This window comes from Thiorhodococcus mannitoliphagus, assembly GCF_010915725.1.
Lineage (GTDB): Bacteria > Pseudomonadota > Gammaproteobacteria > Chromatiales > Chromatiaceae > Thiorhodococcus > Thiorhodococcus mannitoliphagus.
This window is the reverse complement of sequence record NZ_JAAIJR010000063.1, coordinates 1-17,226: the sequence shown is the minus strand read 5'-3', so window position 1 is coordinate 17,226 and position 17,226 is coordinate 1. Positions and strand designations below refer to the sequence as shown.

Genomic DNA, 17,226 nt, shown 5'->3' with positions numbered 1-17,226 from the left:
AAGGCCCTGTGGCGGTTGTCCGATGAATCGCTCCATCACGCTCTTTCCGCTGTTGGCGCTCATCGGTGTCGCCATCGCCCTTGGGATGCCGGAGTGGCTGGTTGGTCTCAAGCCGGCCATCGTGCCGCTCCTTGGGGTGGTGATGTTCGGGATGGGCATCACCCTGACGCTGGACGACTTCGCCAGCGTGACGCGGCGGCCGGGTATCATCCTGCTCGGCATGGCGCTGCAGTATGGCGTCATGCCGCTTGCGGGCTGGCTGATCGGCTTGAGTCTTGGCCTGCCGTCGGCCTTGCTCGTAGGCTTCGTGCTGCTCGGCGCCAGTCCTGGCGGCACGGCCTCGAATGTCATCTGCTACCTGGCCCGCGGCGATGTTGCCCTGTCGATCACGCTGACCACGGTCTCGACCCTGGCGGCCGTGCTCTTGACCCCGGCCTTGACCTGGCTCTATGTCGGCGAGCGCGTCCCGGTGCCGGCCCTGGATATGCTGATCTCGATCGCCAAGATCATCCTCGCACCAGTCGCCTTGGGGCTCTTGATCAATCGCTTCCTTGGCGCCCGGCTCGAGCGCGCGAAGCAGGTCTTTCCCCTGGTCTCGATGGCCGCCATCCTTGTCATCATTGCGATTATCGTGGCGCTGAACCACAGCAGCCTGGTCGAAGTTGGGCGCTTGGTCCTGCTGGCGGTGGTGTTGCATAACGCCGTCGGTCTGCTCTCTGGCTATTGGGCCGCGCGGGCGCTAGGTCAGGACAGACGCAGCGCTCGCACTCTGGCCATCGAGGTCGGCATGCAGAACTCTGGCTTGGCCGTGGCGCTCGCGGTCAAATACTTCTCCGCGGCCTCGGCCTTGCCAGGCGCGCTCTTCTCGGTCTGGCACAACCTTTCAGGGGCGGCGCTCGCGAGCTGGTGGTCGCGACGGGATGCCGCTGATGAGCCTCGTTGACAGGGGCCCTTGAAGGCGCAGCTCGATCCGGCACCAGCTGGCATGAGCGTTTCCGGCAAGCGCCCAGGAGCCTGTCCGACTTAAGGAACTGTCCATCAACAACTTCCCCCCTTTCGCAAAGGGGGGCTAGGGGGGATTTCGGGCGGCATCGCTCGCATCGGGAAACAATTTATGGACACTTTCTAAGGATGAATCGGACAGACTCCTAGCGAGGCTTCGCCTCAGACCGACGAGTCATGCCATCAGGATCGCTATCGTCGGTTCGATACCGATACCGATACCGATACCGATACCGATACCGATAGCGACGGCCTTGGATGGTCGGACGCTTCATCGAAATTTGACTCATCTGCAAGCATTTTGCGCCCTCAAGCATTCTAAAGACGGTCGCTCAGGTCACGGACGCAGAATCCACTCCAGGGGCCGGAGACCTTCTTGCCGAGCCCCATGACCTTGAAGCGCTCGCCCATGGCCGTCGGCAGCAGGAGTTGCTTGACGCCTTGAGCGAGATCGAGACTCTCCTCGGCGTCGGCAAGGATGTGATCGATGCCGCAGCCGATGAGGAAGTTGGCCTGTGTCGTGAAGCCCTCCAGTTCCAGGCCGGCAGCCGCTCCGGCCTCGACAACCGCAGTGAAGTCGACGTGCGCCGTGATGTCTTGCAGGCCCAAGCGCCTGTAGGGATCGTCATGGGCTTGGTGGCGGTAGTGACACATCAAGGTGCCCATGTGCCTGTCTGCCTGATAGTAGGCCGATCGGGGGTAGCCGTAGTCAATGAGGAGCACCAGGCCGGCCGTCAGGGAGTCGGCGAGTGCCTTCATCCAAGGCGCGAGGCGCAGATTGACCTCTGAGCTGTAGCCGTGCGCGCAGGCCAGCCCCTCGGACTGCAAGGCTGCAACCGCCGCGGTTAGGCCGGGCGAGCGAGGGGGCGCGGTGATTTCGGTGAGCCTTTCCCCCGCGTTGCTCACGAAGACTTCCAAAATCGTGCCGGCGGGACCAACTTGGAAACGATGTACCGGCATGGCATCAAGCACTTCGTTCGCGACCACGGCACCGCGCAGGTCCCTTGGGAGATCAACCAGCCATTCGCAGCGCTCGGCAAGCTGGGGGATTTCGGCGCGAAGGAGCGCACGCTGTCGCGCTTGGAGATCTGGGCTGGGCTCGAGAATTCGGTAGCGATGGGGTAGGGTGCCGATCTGTTCGAGATGGGCGAGGATGTGGACGGCGAGCGCGCCGCTCCCGGCCCCGATCTCAAAGACATCGCCGCCGCCAAGTTCTTGCAAGACCTCGGCGCACTGGTTCCCGACGCAACGCCCGAAGAGGGCAGAGACCTCGGGGGCCGTCACGAAATCGCCCGCTGCTCCAAGCTTTTGCGCGCCGGCGACATAGTAGCCGAGCCCAGGTGCGTAGAGCGCCAGCTCCATGAAGCGATCGAAGGGGAGCAGGCCACCGGCTGCGGTGATCTCGCCGCGAATCCGCTCATTCAGTCGAGCGCTGATCTCGGCTTGGATGTCGGGTTCCGACGCTTCTGGTGCGGCATGTTGATTGCTCATGAGCGACCTCAAGTGGGCGGCAGACCTGAACGCCTGGTCTTGCTTGCCTGGTTGGCATCGCAGACCCAGCTGCCTCGAAGCTGCGCCATGCTCTGCTGAAAAGACTAAGAGAGACGAGCCTTTGCAGATGACCGACGATAACAAAGCCATGATTCATAAGGGCGCGGCACACAGCTCGCCTTACCCTGTAAGTCGACTAGCGCCGTCCTTCGACACCGGCGAGCTGGCCGCCGAGGTTGCCAAGGCCGAGTCCATGCTCGGCGCGCGCACGGGCGCCAAGCTGCGCGTCATTGCCGACCAGATCCGACACCTGCAGGAGGAGGCCCGCAAGGTGCTTTCCGATGCGCGCGAGGAGCAGGTTCTGGCGCATGCTGAATGCGCCTTCAAGCGCATCCCTGGGAAAACCTATCACCTCTACCGGCGCGCCAATGGCCGGCCCTTCTTCTCGATGCTCTCGCCGGATGACTGGGGTGGCCGGAGTCCGCATGCGTTTCTGGGATCCTACCGTCTCGAGGTCGATTATTCCTGGACCCCGGCCGAGCACGCGAGCCGAGAAGAGGATACGAGCGCCTTGGTCGACCAGCTGCTGCGCATCGGCGGACTGTCCTCCGAGACGTGAGTCATTGTCAGGCTTAGAAAGTGTCCATCAACAACTTCCCCCCTTTCGCAAAGGGGGGCTAGGGGGGATTTCGGACGGGATCACTCACATCGGGAAACAATTGATGAGCGCTTTCTTAGCCGCAAGCTGGGTCGCCGCACCGCGCTATTGCGCCCTCGATTGCTGCTGACCTGGGCCGTTCGCCACGCTCGATCAGGACCCCGACGTCGACGCCTTCGCCGACCGCGCCCGGCTTGTTGAGACTGAGGCGAACCCAGGGCACGCCGAATTCAGCGATCAGGATAGCCGCACATCGCTCCGCCAGCGTCTCCACCAGCTCGAATTGGTTCGATGAGACCTCTTGGGTCAGGCGCTTGGTTACGGCGTCATAGTCGAGGGCGTCCTCGATGCGATCCGTAGCGGCCGCTGCGGCGACGTCGCTGGCCATTTCCAGGTCGAGAATGACCGGGCGGCGAAGCTGCTTCTCCCAATCGTGAATACCGATGGTCGTTTCGATGCTTAGACCGCGGATGTAGACGATGTCCATGCTGAGCCCCCATGGCGTAGATCGGTGCCTTGGCCTATCTTGACCTGAACCGGCTTCGCGGGTCCAATGGCAGCCCATGATTACAGCCATTCTCCTCATCATCGTCGCCTACCTGCTGGGCTCGGTCTCAAGCGCCATCATCGTCTGCCGACTCATGGGGCTGCCAGATCCGCGTACTCAGGGCTCCAATAACCCAGGTGCCACCAATGTCATGCGCATCGGCGGCAAGAAGCCGGCTGCCATTACGCTCCTTGGGGACAGTCTCAAAGGGCTGATTCCCATGCTGGTGGGGCATGCGCTCGGCGTCGGCCCGGGCGTCCTGGCCGGGATCGGCCTCGCAGCCTTTATCGGCCACCTCTACCCGGTCTTCTTCGGCTTTCGCGGTGGCAAGGGTGTCGCGACCGCGCTGGGTGTTCAGTTCGGGCTCTACTGGCCGATTGGTCTTTGTGTCGCTGCCGTCTGGCTCTTCGTGGCCAAGGTGCTGAAGATCTCATCGCTCTCCGGACTCATCTCCATGGCCCTCGCGCCCGGTTTCGTCTGGCTCTTTTGGCCGGAGAAACCGCTCATCGGCATGCAGCTCATCATCACCGGTCTCCTCATCTGGCGTCACCGCAGCAACATTCGCAATCTACTGAGTGGTACTGAGGACCGTATCGCAGCCAAGGCGGATTGAGACGGGTCACCCAATGGGTGCGCGGTTAGAGCAGGTGTCGCTGCGGCTGCGCGCAGCAGGCATGGGCCAGCAGAAGAGGCAGGCGACGCGGATCGCGATCAGGCCGATTCGATCCTAGCGGCAAGTGCCGCAGTGCTTCTGGGGTAGCCCAGGCGGCGCCTTGCTCCTAAACAATGGCATCCCAATGATCGTCATCGCAAAGTGCTCTCAGTGCTTGAGGTGTCTATGAGTGGCTCAGAAGGCGTGCGGCCACCGACTCAAGGGCATGACAATCTCGAGTCGAGCGAGCTGAGGGCGCTCGACAGGGAGGCGCTCGAGGCGCAGTTCCAGCAACTCATGGCCTCGCTGGATGCGGCGCGCGATGCAAGTGATGCGCAGCGCTGCTTGATGCTCGCCTTGCGCACTCATAAGGCGGAGCTTGAGGTCCAAAGCCGTGCCTTGCGCGATGCCCAGGACGCCCTGCGGGTCTCGCGCGACCACTATGCAAGGCTTTTCGATGAGGCGCCGGTGGGCTACGTCGTCTTGAATCGGCGCGGCCTCATTCGCGGGACCAATCTGACCGCCGCAGTCCTGCTCGGTCAGTCGAAGGCGCAGCTCGAGGGCCGCCAATTCCTGAGCTTCATTGACGCGGAGCAGAGGCGGGCTTTCGTCGAGCATTTGCGCAAGGTGTTCGATGCCTCCCAGTCGCCGCCGCTAGCCTGCGATCTGGTCCTACACATGCGCGATCCGGTACCGATTCGCGTTGCGCGGCTTTGCTCGATCCGCCGCGACAGCGTTGCGGGTCCGGAGTGCCTCAGCGTGATGCTCGACATGACGGCGGAGCACGACTCTGAGCATCAGCGCCTCGCCGGCGATCGTCTGCGTCAGTCGGTGCTGAATGCCTTGCCGTCCCAGATCGCCGTGCTGGATCAGGATGGACAACTGCTCACGACCAATCGCGCTTGGCAAGGGTTCGCGAACAGGCAGGGCGTTTGCGATTCGCTCCGCCAGGCGCTCGGTCTCAATCCAGAGGGTGCCTGCACTTGGCAGGGCGATCAGCCGAGCGACGAGGTCTTGAGCGCGGCTAGGGGCATCCGCGATGTCATTCAGCGCAAGCGTCTGGCGTTCAGCCTCGAGCATCCTTGTGAAACTCCCGAGGGGCTGCGCTGGTTCCTGATGCGGGTGCTGCCGCTCGAGGGCGATCAGGACGGGGCCGTGGTCTCCTATACGGATATTACCGAGCGGCGCCTCGCGGAAGAGGAGGCGCGGCGTGCGCGGGACGCGCTGGCCCAGGTCGCGCGACTGAACGCGGTCGGCATCCTCGCGTCATCGCTCATCCACGAACTCGTTCAGCCGCTGAGTTCTGCCGGCTTCTACTGCAGCGCGGCGACCCAGTTGGCCCAGGGGCCGGCGGCAGATCCTGATCGGCTCGTCGAGGTGATTCGTCGCATTGACGACCAAGTGCATCGCGCCGGCGACATCATGGAGCGGCTACGCGCCTTTCTGCGCGGACGCAAGATGTACAAGGTTTCGGTCTCGCTCGATCAGGTCCTCAAGCGCGCCTTGGAACTCACCCTCTGGTTCGCGTCCGATCGCAAGGTCGAGCTGCGGCTGAATGCGCCGGAAGGCCTGCCGCTCATCGAGACGGACCCGGTGCAGATCGAGCAAGTGCTGGTCAACCTGATCTGCAACGGGATTCAGGCGATCGATGCTGCCAACTGCGCCAGACGCAAAGTGGTGCTGGACGTGATCGTCGGTAAGCGGGACATTGAGCTGGTCGTCCGGGATACCGGGCCCGGCTTGCCCGAGGGGCGTCACGAGGCCGTTTTCGATATCTTCGAGTCGACCAATGATTCGAGCCTGGGGCTCGGGCTCGCAATTAGCCGCGCCATTGCAGAGGGCCACGGCGGGCGCCTCTGGGCGGAACCCGCGCCGGCCGAGGGGGCAGTCTTCCATCTGATGCTGCCGATCACGCTGCACGACGACCTGATGGACTTCGACAGCAGCGCCTTGCTATGAACTCGACACCGCCTCTAGGTGATCCATCGGCCAGCGGGCACGCGGCTTAAAGACCAGCGGCTCGTGCTGACCGGCGCGCAGGCGCTGACATCCCGCGAAGGCGATCATGGCGCCATTGTCCGTGCACAGGGCTGGCTGAGGGTAGAAGGCCTCCCCGCCCTCGGCGGCGATGGCCGTGCTCATCCGCTCACGCAAGCGGCGATTGGCACTGACGCCCCCGGCGAGGATCAGGCGCTTTCGACCGGTTTCCCGAAGCGCGCGACGGCATTTGATCACCAGGGTGTCGACCACGGCTTCCTCGAACGCTCGGGCGATGTCCGCGCGGGCCTGGTCGGGGTCGGTGCTCTCGGCGAGTGCCGTCTTGATACTGTTGAGCGCAAAGGTCTTGAGCCCGCTGAAGCTGAAGTCGAGTCCAGGCCGGTCGGTCATTGGTCGCGGAAAACGAAAGCGCCCTGGATCTCCATGTTCGGCGAGCTTGGCGAGTTCAGGGCCGCCGGGGTAGGGCAGCTCCAACAGCTTGGCCGTCTTGTCAAATGCCTCTCCGGCGGCGTCGTCCAGCGACTCGCCAAGGATACGGTAGCGCCCGATTCCGGTGACGTCGACCAACTGAGTGTGGCCGCCCGAGACCAGTAAGGCGACGAAGGGCAGTTGTGGCGACGGCTCCTCCAGCAGGGGGGCCAGCAGATGGCCCTCCATGTGATGAACGCCGATGGCAGGAACCTTCCAGCCCCAGGCAAGGCTGCGGCCGATGGCGGACCCGACCAGCAAGGCTCCGATCAGCCCAGGCCCCGCCGTATAGGCGACGCCGTCGATGGATCCCTTGTCGAGGCCGGCTTCATCGAGCACTTGTCGGATCAGCGGAAGAGTCTTGCGAATGTGGTCGCGCGAGGCAAGCTCCGGGACGACACCGCCGTACGCCGCATGGATGTCTACTTGGCTGTAGACGGCGTGGGCCATCAAGCCTTGCTGGTCGTCGAAGATGGCGACGCCAGTCTCGTCGCAAGAGGTTTCGATGCCTAGTACGCGCATATCATCAATTGGGTCTCGGGCTCACTGCAGTTGGCATCATATTCCCTTTTGCAAGAAGCGTCTTCTCTGCGCTATACTGGGGGATCTTTTACCTTCCGTCCATATTAACCGGAGAAATCAAGGGATCGTCTATGCCCAGCGTTCGCGTCAAAGAAAATGAGCCGTTCGAGGTCGCCATGCGCCGTTTCAAGCGCTCCTGCGAGAAGGCAGGTGTGCTGGCGGAGGTTCGTCGCCGTGAGTTCTACGAGAAGCCCACGTCTGAACGGAAGCGCAAGAAGGCCGCCGCGGTCAAGCGTCATCAGAAGAAGCTGCAGCGCGAATCCCGTCGTTGGGAGCGTCCGTACTGATTGAGTCTTTGGTCTGCGCCAAAGATCCAGCCGAGCTTCTCCTTAAATTCTGTAGGAGGAGAAGCTGATCAAGTGTCATTCTGACATGCGATCGCCCTGCGACTCGAAGACGCACTTTCCGAGTCGCTGAAGTCTTCCTAGGCTTTGAAGAGACGGCCTAACGCCGGTAATCGACCGCGTGTAAGGCCGTCTGTCGTTATAGATTCGCAAGAATCCTCAATCACGCCTCTCAAGTCATGCTGAAACAGCAAATCCAAACCGACATGAAGGCTGCGATGAAGGCGGGCGAAAAGGATAAGCTCGGCGTCATCCGGCTGATCATGGCCGCCATCAAGCAGCGCGAAGTCGACGAGCGGATCGAGCTTGATGACGCGCAAGTGCTGGCCGTGCTCGACAAGATGGTCAAGCAGCGTCGCGACTCCATCACCCAGTACGATGACGCGGGCCGCACCGACCTGGCCGACGTCGAGCGTTTTGAAGTCGGCGTCATCCAGGGCTATCTGCCGGAGGCACTGTCCGAAGCTGAGATCAGCGCCCTGATCGAGGCGGCTGTCGCTGAGACTGGCGCATCTGCGGTTCGCGATATGGGCAAGGTCATGGGCGTGCTGCGACCCAAGGTCCAGGGGCGCGCTGACATGGGTGCCGTGAGCGCATTGGTCAAACAGCGTCTCGGGGGCTGAGCCGCCTTCAGACGTTGCCGCTTGCGCCTTCAATGGCAGGCAGAATCCCTCCAGAGTTCATCGACGACCTTCTGACGCGAACCGACATCGTTGAGCTGATCGGGTCGCGCCTTCAGCTTCGCAAGGCGGGAAAGGACTTCCAGGCACGCTGTCCCTTCCACGACGAGAAAACGCCTTCCTTCACGGTTAGTCCTGATAAGCAGTTCTACCACTGCTTCGGGTGCGGGGCGCACGGCAGCGCCATTGGCTTTCTCATGGAGTACGACCACCTCGCCTTTCCCGAGGCGGTCGAAGAGCTTGCGCGGCAGGCGGGGCTCGAGCTGCCGTCTCGCGGCGAAACACCCATCAAGACGCCCAGTCATGCGCCGCTCTACGAGCTAATGGAGCGGGCAGCCGCGCTCTATCGTCGTCAGTTGCGAGAGCATCCGCAGGCAAATCGCGCCGTGGAGTATCTCAAGCAGCGAGGGCTCAGCGGCGAGATCGCCGGGGATTTCGGCTTGGGCTATGCGCCCCCGGGCCGCGATTTCATCCTGGGGCAACTCGGGCGCACCGCCGCTGAGCAGGGTCAGCTTCTCGCCTGCGGGCTCATCGCCGAGCAAGAAGGTCGGCGCTACGACCGCTTTCGCGACCGTATCATCTTTCCGATCCGTGAGCGTCGCGGTCGAGTCGTTGCCTTTGGGGGCAGGCTGCTCGGCGACGGTAAGCCGAAATACCTCAACTCGCCCGAGACCCCCATCTTTCACAAGGGGCGTGAACTCTACGGGCTCTTCGAAGCACTAAAGCGCACGCGCAAGATCGAATCGCTCGTTATCGTCGAGGGCTACATGGATGTCATCGCCCTCGCTCAGTACGGCATGACGAGCGCGGTCGCAACCCTAGGAACCGCGACCACGGCAGATCACCTCCAGCAACTGCACAAATCCGCGCCAGAGATCGTCTTCTGCTTCGACGGTGATCGCGCGGGTCGGGATGCCGCTTGGAAGGCGCTGCAGACGGCGCTTCCGCTGGCGGCCGGACATCAGTTGATTCGATTTCTTTTTCTGCCCGATGGCGAGGATCCGGACACACTGATTCGGCGTCTTGGTCGCGATGGCTTCGCGGAGCTTGTCGCGAAAGGCCGATCCTTGTCTGACTTCCTCTTCGACCATCTCGCCGAGGAGGGCGATATGGCGAGCAGCGACGGCAGGAAGCGCATTGCCAGTCTGGCGCGCGAACTCATCGATAAGATGCCAGCGGGAATTTACCGCGACCTTGCGCTTGGGCGGATGGCTAAGCTCGAGGGCTTGCCGTCGGGGGCTGTGGCGCGCCCGCAGCGAAGAAGTCGAGGGCGCGGCCCTCAGAAGTCGCTTCCGGTGCCGCTCAGCCTGGTCGCAAAGGCGATTGCCCTGCTGCTCGACAATCCACAGCTCGCGGGCTTGGTGAGCCAACAGGACGACCGATGGCGGCGCTCGACCAGTCCAGGTGCAGATATCCTGGTGCAGCTGCTGGATATGCTCGCCGAGCGACCAGATATCGGCAAGGCGGCGCTCTTGGAGCGATGGCGAGACCACCCACATTTCAACTATCTACAGCAGATCAGCGTTCATCCCTTTTTGGCTGATATTGCCGAGGAAGACCTTGGGGCGGAGTTTTGCGGTGCCATCAGTCGTCTCAACGAGGAGACGCGCAAGATCGAATGGCGGAACGCCTTCAATCAGCGCAGCGTCACCGCATGGTCGGATGAAGAGCGCGCTCGCCTCATGCAACAAGCCGAGGCAGCCCGGGCTCGCCGCGACGAGTTGCCTTGAAGAGATGAGCCGCCTTGAAGAGCTGGACTGCCTTGAAGAGATGGACTGCCTTGACCTGATGGGTTGCCGTGAAGTGATGATCTGACTGGAATTCCCCATGATTTCGTCTATCTATTCTCTGTGGGTAGCATCTCTCTGTGGGCAACATCCACGATTGCTAAGAGGGACCGCTCCTCAGTCCGAAACCCAAGGGTCGTCGCGATTTCTAGAGACGCCTCGTTAGCGTTATGCTATAGTTAAAAGTTAACTTCCGAGTCGCCTTCCGCAGCACTGAGTCAAGGTATCTCATGGATCAAGAACAGCAGCAGTCTCAACTGAAGCAACTCATCGCCAAGGGCAAGGAGCAGGGTTATCTGACCTACACAGAGGTCAACGACCATCTGCCGCCCGGTATCGTCGAGACTGATCAGATCGAAGACATCGTTCGCATGATCAACGACATGGGGATCATGGTTCAGGAGGTCGCGCCGGATGTCGTCGATCAAACCTTGAGCGACAATGCGGTCTCTGATGACGAGGCGGCGGAGGCCGCAGCGGCGGCCTTGGCGACGGTTGACAGCGAATTTGGCCGCACGACGGATCCGGTGCGCATGTACATGCGCGAGATGGGCACCGTCGAGCTGTTGACACGGGAAGGTGAGCTGCTGATCGCCAAGCGGATCGAGGACGGGCTTAACCAAGTCCTCTCCGCGCTCTCGGTCTACCCGCGCTCGATCGAGAAGCTGATCGAGATGTTCGACCGCGTCGAACGCGAAGAGACACGTCTGACCGACGTCATCTCCGGTTTCAACGACGCCGATGATGACCAGACGGTCGTGACTCCTGCGCCTCGGCCTGCAGCGCCCGAGCCCGCGAAGACCGAAATGGCGGCTGACGCCGAGTCTGATGACGACGACGACGATGACGAGGAAGACACCGCCGCCGAAGTCGACACCGGGCCGGATCCCGAGGATGCTGCACGCCGCGCCAATCTGCTCCGCGAGCGTTATAGCGTGCTCAAGGCCGCGTTGGAGGAGTACGGTCGCGACGACGAGCGTTCCCGTGAGGCCATGACCGCAGTGTCCGAGGTCTTTCTAGAATTCAAGCTGGTTGCCCCTGTTTTCCAGGAGCTTGCCGAACTGCTGCGCGGAACCATCGCGCGCATTCGTAGTCAGGAGCGCCTCATCATGGGGCTCTGTGTCGACCAGGCAGGCATGCCGCGCCGGGATTTCATCGAAACCTTTCCGGAAAACGAGACCAATTCGGACTGGCTGGACCAGCAGCTGGAGAGCGGCAAGCCCTATGCTGCCCGTTTGCTCGACACGGCGAGCGATATCCGTCGTGCACAGCGCAAGCTGAGGGAAGTCGAGAAAGAGAACATCCTCACCATCTGTGAGATCAAAGAAGTCAACCGCAAGATGTCGATCGGCGAGGCCAAGGCCCGTCGCGCCAAGAAGGAGATGGTCGAGGCCAACCTGCGTCTGGTGATCTCCATCGCTAAGAAATACACCAATCGCGGGCTGCAGTTCCTCGATCTCATCCAAGAAGGCAACATCGGCCTCATGAAGGCCGTGGATAAGTTCGAGTATCGTCGCGGCTACAAATTCTCGACCTATGCGACCTGGTGGATCCGCCAGGCCATCACGCGCTCAATCGCCGACCAGGCACGCACCATTCGCATCCCGGTCCACATGATCGAGACCATCAACAAGCTCAATCGGATCTCGCGGCAGATGATCCAAGAGATGGGCCGCGAGGCAACCCCGGAAGAGCTTTCCGAGCGCATGGAAATGCCCGAGGACAAGGTCCGCAAGGTCCTCAAGATTGCCAAGGAGCCGATCTCCATGGAGACCCCGATCGGCGACGACGAGGATTCGCATCTCGGCGATTTCATCGAAGATGCCTGTGTCATTTCACCCGTTGATTCGGCGACCGCCGAAGGACTGCGCGAAGCGACCCAAAACATGCTGGCAAGCCTGACCTCTCGCGAGGCGAAAGTCTTGCGGATGCGCTTCGGCATCGACATGAATACCGACCATACGCTCGAGGAAGTCGGCAAACAGTTCGACGTCACGCGCGAGCGTATCCGACAGATCGAAGCCAAGGCGCTGCGCAAACTGCGCCACCCAACCCGCTCTGAAAAGCTCCGCAGCTTCCTCGACAACGACTGAGCGGAGCACCTTCGCGCCAGGGTCAGGGGCATGGTCGGAAGCGGCATCTTGCGCCTTGGGTGCGGATGCTCCGCTAAGAAAGCGTCCATCAACAACTTTCCCCCTTTTGCAAAGGTGGCTAGGGGTGATTTCGGGCGGCATCGCTCGCATCGGGAAACGCATGGTCGGAAGCGGCATCTTGCGCCTTGGGTGCGGATGCCTGCTAAGAAAGCGTCCATCAACAACTTCCCCCCTTTTGCAAAGGGGGGCTAGGGGTGATTTCGGGCGGCATCGCTCGCATCGGGAAACGCATGGTCGGAAGCGGCATCTTGCGCCTTGGGTGCAGATGCTCCGCTAAGAAAGCGTCCATCAACAACTTCCCCCCTTTCGCAAAGGGGGGGCTTGGGGGGGGATTTCGGGCGGCATCGCTCGCATCGGGAAACAATTGATGGACACTTGCAACGATCAGCGTCACGCACAAGGTCTTCAGGCCAAAGGCCACCTTCGCCGAGCGCCGAACCGCTGAGCCACCCAAGCGGTTTGCGCGCTGATCTCGAGGCGGCAATCTCTGACCTCGCCGGGCAGTTCGATACGGACGGCATTCTCGCCTTGCGCGGCGGCGAACTTATGGCCATCGGCGAGGCCGAGCCGCTTGAGCGCTCGAATCGACGCATCGGCACGGACCTCAAGTCAGCGCTGGATGCCCTGGTGTGCACCGCTGACGAGAACAGCGCCCGCGCGCCGTCCCGGTCATGGGCGAATCTGTCCTCCAGAGCACCCTCCTCTTCGTTGTGGTCTCAGTGGCCGCAGTGCTCATCTCAACCCTGCTGTCTGAACGCTGGGTCGTGCGCGACCTTAGTCTGAAGCTTCTGGCTGCGACCGTCTCAAGCCGTCTTCCTCTTTGTCAGACATCACGTTGTCAGACATCACTTCGAAAGTGTCCATCAACAACTTCCCCCCTTTCGCAAAGGGGGGCTAGGGGGGATTTCGGGCGGCATCGCTCGCAGCGGGAAATAATTGATGGGCGCTCTCTTAGTCCGACATCAGATGCGTCGTGAGTAGTAAGGCGATTGCCGGAAACTCGCATGCAGCTGGTGCCGGATCGAGGTTTGCCTTCAAGGGACAGCGGCGGGAGCATCGCCGGACTCTGTGACCGCTGGTGCGACAAGAAAGAGGTGCCGCGAGACCAGTCAGCGGGTATGAGCTTCGACAGAAATCGCCTAACATCAGTGCATCCCTTTTTCGTGCCGCTCACGCGGTGTACGGCGTCCGTCGCGATCAGCGTCGGATGTTTCCTCTTCCCGCGACCCGCGCGCCATTCCTCCAATAAGGTAGCCATGAAAGCCCCCAAACGTCTCGAGCCCTTGATCCAGGAAGGCCTGGTCGACGAAGTCCTCTATGCGCTCAAGAGCGGCAAGGAAGCGGCGGTCTATGTCGTGCGCTCCGAAGGGGTCGTGCGCTGCGCCAAGGTCTATAAGGAGGCGAGTCAACGCGGCTTTCACAAACAGGCGCAGTATCGGGAAGGGCGCCAGGTGCGCAATAGCCGCAAAGCGCGGGCGATGGCAAAGAGTTCAAGGTATGGACGCCGGGAGCAAGAGGATGTGTGGCAAAACACCGAGGTCGACGCACTCTATCGTCTGGCCGCGGCTGGGGTACGCGTGCCGCAGCCTTACCAATTTGTCGATGGCGTCTTGCTGATGCAGCTGATCACCGATGAGGAGGGCGACGCCGCGCCGCGTCTGGATGATGTGGAACTGACCGCCGATCAGGCCCGCGCCTATCACGCCTCACTGATCGCCGATGTCGTGAAGATGCTGTGCATCGGGCTGGTGCATGGCGACCTGTCCGAATTCAACGTGCTTGTAGATGCGCAAGGCCCAGTGATCATCGATCTTCCGCAGGCGGTGGATGCGGCGGCGAACAATCATGCCCCTTGGATGTTGGCGCGCGATGTCAACAATCTGGCGGCCTATTTCGGGCAGTTTGCGCCTGAGCTGCTTACGACCAGCTACGCCCAGGAAATCTGGCACCTCTATGAACACGGCCATCTGACGCCGGATGTGGCCCTCACGGGCCATTTCAAAGGCCAGCATCGGACGGTCGATCTCGACGCGATCCTAAACGAGATCCATGAGGCCGAGGTGGAGGCCATGCAGCGCAAGCTGGCTGTCGAATAGCACCCGGTCGAGCCGACGCAGGAGGCCCCATCGCCCTTGGCTTTGCCGCCGACCACGCCTCGCGAGCAAATCGCCTTGGATCTGGTCTGCGCGCGCTGCTAGGCTAGGCTGTGTCTTGCATGCAGGATCCATAACGCATTGGCGCCATTGACCTATAAGGATCCGAAAACGACCGAGCACTGAAAATCGGATTGACTCACGGAGGTGTCCGTGTCTGTTGGAAAAGGCTTTCTTACTTGGCTCATGGCGCCGCTGGTGGCGACAAGCATTCAGGCAGCCGACCCGCAGACGCCCGTGCTGGTAGGGCTGGACGCGGAGTTTGGCCATCGCACCAGTACCTCGGCGCAGGCGATTCAGCAGGGGATGGAAATCGCCATCGCGGAGATCAACGCCGCCGGCGGGGTCCTCGGCGGACGGCCGCTTGAGCTGGTGACGCGAGACAATGGCTCGGTCACCGCGCGCGGTGTCGACGATCTGCGCGAGCTGGCGGCGCTGCCTGATATGGTCGCGGTCTTCGGCGGCAAGTTCAGTCCGATCTACGTCGAGAGTTTGCCCGTTGCGCACGAACTCGGCATTCCGCTCATGGATCCCTGGGGCGCGGCCGACATCATCACGGAGCACGACTATCGGCCGAGTTATACCTTTAGGCTCTCGCTGAAGGACTCTTCGGCCGCGCCGGTGATGCTGACGTTCGCCAAGAAGCACTACGGCGCCGAGCGGGTTGGCGTTCTGCTGCCGAACACGGCTTGGGGCCGCGGCAACCAGAAGGCCATCGCTGATTCGGCCGCTGGGGTCGGTGTCGAACTGGTCGGGGAGCAATGGTACAACTGGGGAAATCCGTCTTTCCTGCGTCACTATCTCGAGCTGTCGCACCGTGGTGCCCAGGCGCTTCTGCTCGTCGGCAATGAGCCGGAGGGCGCCCTATTGGTGAAGGAGTTGGCTGGCCTGCCGGAGTCCGAACGGCTGCCGGTCGTAAGCCACTGGGGCGTGACTGGTGGGGACTTCGTGAAGCTGGCAGGCGACGCACTAAGAGAGGTCAGGCTCGCCGTGGTGCAGACCTACAGCTTCATTGGCCGCTCTGACCCCATCGCGGAACGCGTCTTGAGCGCACTCCGCGAAGGTTATGGTGTTGCGGGGCCGGAGTTCGTGAAGAGCCCGGTTGGAGTGGCGCATGCCTATGATCTGACGCACTTGCTGGCGCGTGCCGTTGAGCGCGCGGGCAGCACGGACCGCGCCGCGATCAGGGACGCCCTGGAGCACCTGGGGCCCTATCAGGGACTGGTTCGCGACTACGAGCGCCCTTTCACTCCGGAGCGACATGACGCACTCTCGCCTGAAGACGTCTTCATGGCGGACTATAGGGAGGACGACCAGCTGATTCCCGTCGGTGATTGAGCGCCTCCCCGTCGTGAACGGCCACCAGGCACGCGCATAGGTGAAACGCCCTCGGCTCAAGCGCAGGGTGCAGCAGGCGGCGTTCGTCGTGGCCATGATGGTTGCCGCGGCGATTGGGGTCACTGAACTCACAGTGGCCCTTCACGATGTTCCGCGCTCTGCCCAGGAGGCCAACGAGACGGCGGTCCGCGTGTTCGGGACCTACCTGAGCGCGACGCTCGACAACCGCGTCGACGAGATCGTCCAGCTCGCGAGCAGCACGCTGGTCTGGACGGCACTGTCCGACTCGCGGGATCGGGACGCCTATCTGGCCCCTTTCCTGGAGGATCGGAACCGGGCGCTCCCAAACAGTCAGCTGGCGCTTCTCGATTACCGGGGCCGTTTCGTCGCGGGCGACCCAGGGCTGCTCAAGCTTGGGGACGCTGCGATCAAGGGGCTGGTGGATCGAGTGCTTGCGCAAAGCACCCCGGCGACCAGCCTCCTCCCGGCGCCAGACGGGCGTTTCTGGGTTGGTGTGCCCATTGACTATCCCTACACCGACGATGTCATCGGTGTCTTGCTTGGGGCCATCGATCTGGAGGCGATGCTGGGCTCGGAGGTGGCCGAGGAACTGCGGGAACGTGGGGTGATCATTCGCGGCAGTGACAGGGAGTGGCGGTTGCGGGGCGAGCCTGATCGTCCCGGATTCGCGTCCGCGACCTATGAGATCCATCATCCTGATATTCCGGATCTCTACGATCTGCAGCTCGAGGTGCATTCCACGACAAGCCCTTGGCAGAGGCCCTTGCTGATTCGTGGTGCTGTCCTGGTACTGGTTTCGCTGACGCTCGCAACCCTTGTCTGGTGGCTCGCTGGCATGGTGGCCCGTCGCGTGAGCCGGCGGCTCGAGCGTCTTGCTGAGGTGATCGTCGAGAACCCGGACTGTGCGCCGGAGGATATTCCAGCCGATCCGCAAGGGGATGAGATCGCCGTGCTTGGCGATGCGCTGCGGCGCTCGCTGATCGACCACCGCAATGCGAAGGTCGAACTCGCTCAGCTGGCCTATTACGACAAGCTGACCGGCCTGATGAACCGGGCAAGGTTCGAGGAGCGCCTCGACGACGCCTTGAAGCGTGCTCAGCGTGCCGCTACCGAGATCGCCCTGCTGTTTGTCGACCTGGATCGCTTCAAGGCCGTCAACGACACCCTGGGGCACGAGACAGGTGACCTTCTGCTGCGTCAGGTCGCACGGCGCATCACCGATCGGGTCCGCAGCTCGGACGCGGTCTCCCGCCGCAGCGGCGACGAGTTCACACTGCAGAACTCCTGACTTGGCGCCAAATTCAATGCGACTGGATCGCCTCAAACACGAGGCGCAGCTCGGTACCGGGGTA

The 17,226-nt window shown here is 62.2% G+C and carries 15 protein-coding genes; 12 read left to right on the top strand and 3 right to left on the bottom strand.

Annotation, left to right across the window (positions count from 1 at the left end; genetic code table 11):
* Positions 1–22 precede the first annotated feature (22 nt).
* Positions 23–943, top strand: coding sequence for a bile acid:sodium symporter family protein (locus G3480_RS15295; protein WP_164654760.1), 921 nt, complete (start codon positions 23–25; stop codon positions 941–943).
* Between the two features lie 377 nt (positions 944–1,320).
* On the opposite strand, the gene G3480_RS15290 is transcribed toward G3480_RS15295, so the two are convergent.
* Positions 1,321–2,493: a class I SAM-dependent methyltransferase gene (locus tag G3480_RS15290; protein WP_164654759.1), complete on the bottom strand. Its 1,173-nt coding sequence runs from the start codon at positions 2,491–2,493 to the stop codon at positions 1,321–1,323.
* Positions 2,494–2,620: 127 nt separating this feature from the next.
* Between G3480_RS15290 and G3480_RS15285 the strand changes: the two genes are divergently transcribed.
* Positions 2,621–3,112: a DUF2452 domain-containing protein gene (locus G3480_RS15285; RefSeq protein ID WP_164654757.1), complete on the top strand. Its 492-nt coding sequence runs from the start codon at positions 2,621–2,623 to the stop codon at positions 3,110–3,112.
* Positions 3,113–3,227: 115 nt separating this feature from the next.
* On the opposite strand, the gene folB is transcribed toward G3480_RS15285, so the two are convergent.
* The gene (gene folB, locus G3480_RS15280) at positions 3,228–3,638 is read right to left on the bottom strand and encodes a dihydroneopterin aldolase (RefSeq protein WP_164654756.1); all 411 of its coding nucleotides are present in this window, start codon (positions 3,636–3,638) and stop codon (positions 3,228–3,230) included.
* Positions 3,639–3,714: 76 nt separating this feature from the next.
* Between folB and plsY the strand changes: the two genes are divergently transcribed.
* Both plsY and G3480_RS15270 read left to right on the top strand, forming a co-directional pair.
* Complete coding sequence (gene plsY, locus G3480_RS15275; RefSeq protein WP_164654755.1) at positions 3,715–4,311, top strand: glycerol-3-phosphate 1-O-acyltransferase PlsY; 597 nt, start codon at positions 3,715–3,717, stop codon at positions 4,309–4,311.
* A 225-nt stretch (positions 4,312–4,536) separates the two neighbouring features.
* Positions 4,537–6,309 (top strand): PAS domain-containing sensor histidine kinase, encoded by a 1,773-nt coding sequence (locus G3480_RS15270; RefSeq protein WP_164654753.1) that lies wholly within the window; start codon positions 4,537–4,539, stop codon positions 6,307–6,309.
* On the opposite strand, the gene tsaD is transcribed toward G3480_RS15270, so the two are convergent.
* Positions 6,304–7,338 (bottom strand): tRNA (adenosine(37)-N6)-threonylcarbamoyltransferase complex transferase subunit TsaD, encoded by a 1,035-nt coding sequence (gene tsaD / locus G3480_RS15265; RefSeq protein ID WP_164654752.1) that lies wholly within the window; start codon positions 7,336–7,338, stop codon positions 6,304–6,306. The genes G3480_RS15270 and tsaD overlap by 6 nt on opposite strands.
* Positions 7,339–7,469: 131 nt before the next feature.
* Here tsaD and rpsU point away from each other — a divergent pair, with 131 nt between their 5' ends.
* The 8 genes from rpsU (at position 7,470) to G3480_RS29245 (ending at position 17,162) form a co-directional block, all read left to right on the top strand.
* Positions 7,470–7,685 (top strand): 30S ribosomal protein S21, encoded by a 216-nt coding sequence (rpsU, locus tag G3480_RS15260; protein ID WP_007041206.1) that lies wholly within the window; start codon positions 7,470–7,472, stop codon positions 7,683–7,685.
* Positions 7,686–7,921: 236 nt separating this feature from the next.
* The gene (locus tag G3480_RS15255; protein WP_164654751.1) at positions 7,922–8,365 is read left to right on the top strand and encodes a GatB/YqeY domain-containing protein; all 444 of its coding nucleotides are present in this window, start codon (positions 7,922–7,924) and stop codon (positions 8,363–8,365) included.
* A 32-nt stretch (positions 8,366–8,397) separates the two neighbouring features.
* Complete coding sequence (dnaG, locus tag G3480_RS15250) at positions 8,398–10,152, top strand: DNA primase (protein ID WP_164654750.1); 1,755 nt, start codon at positions 8,398–8,400, stop codon at positions 10,150–10,152.
* Positions 10,153–10,439: 287 nt separating this feature from the next.
* Positions 10,440–12,302 carry an RNA polymerase sigma factor RpoD gene (gene rpoD, locus G3480_RS15245; RefSeq protein WP_164654749.1) on the top strand — a complete coding sequence of 621 codons (1,863 nt, stop codon included), beginning with the start codon at positions 10,440–10,442 and terminating at the stop codon, positions 12,300–12,302.
* Positions 12,303–12,821: 519 nt separating this feature from the next.
* The gene (locus tag G3480_RS15240; protein ID WP_164654747.1) at positions 12,822–13,145 is read left to right on the top strand and encodes a hypothetical protein; all 324 of its coding nucleotides are present in this window, start codon (positions 12,822–12,824) and stop codon (positions 13,143–13,145) included.
* A 473-nt stretch (positions 13,146–13,618) separates the two neighbouring features.
* On the top strand, positions 13,619–14,458 hold the full coding sequence (locus G3480_RS15235; RefSeq protein WP_164654746.1) for a PA4780 family RIO1-like protein kinase: 840 nt from the start codon (positions 13,619–13,621) through the stop codon (positions 14,456–14,458).
* A gap of 210 nt (positions 14,459–14,668) precedes the next feature.
* Positions 14,669–15,853 (top strand): ABC transporter substrate-binding protein, encoded by a 1,185-nt coding sequence (locus tag G3480_RS15230; RefSeq protein WP_206171734.1) that lies wholly within the window; start codon positions 14,669–14,671, stop codon positions 15,851–15,853.
* Positions 15,854–15,893: 40 nt separating this feature from the next.
* Entirely contained in the window at positions 15,894–17,162 is a 1,269-nt protein-coding gene (locus tag G3480_RS29245) for a diguanylate cyclase domain-containing protein (protein ID WP_206171733.1), read from the top strand.
* The last annotated feature ends 64 nt before the right edge of the window (positions 17,163–17,226 follow it).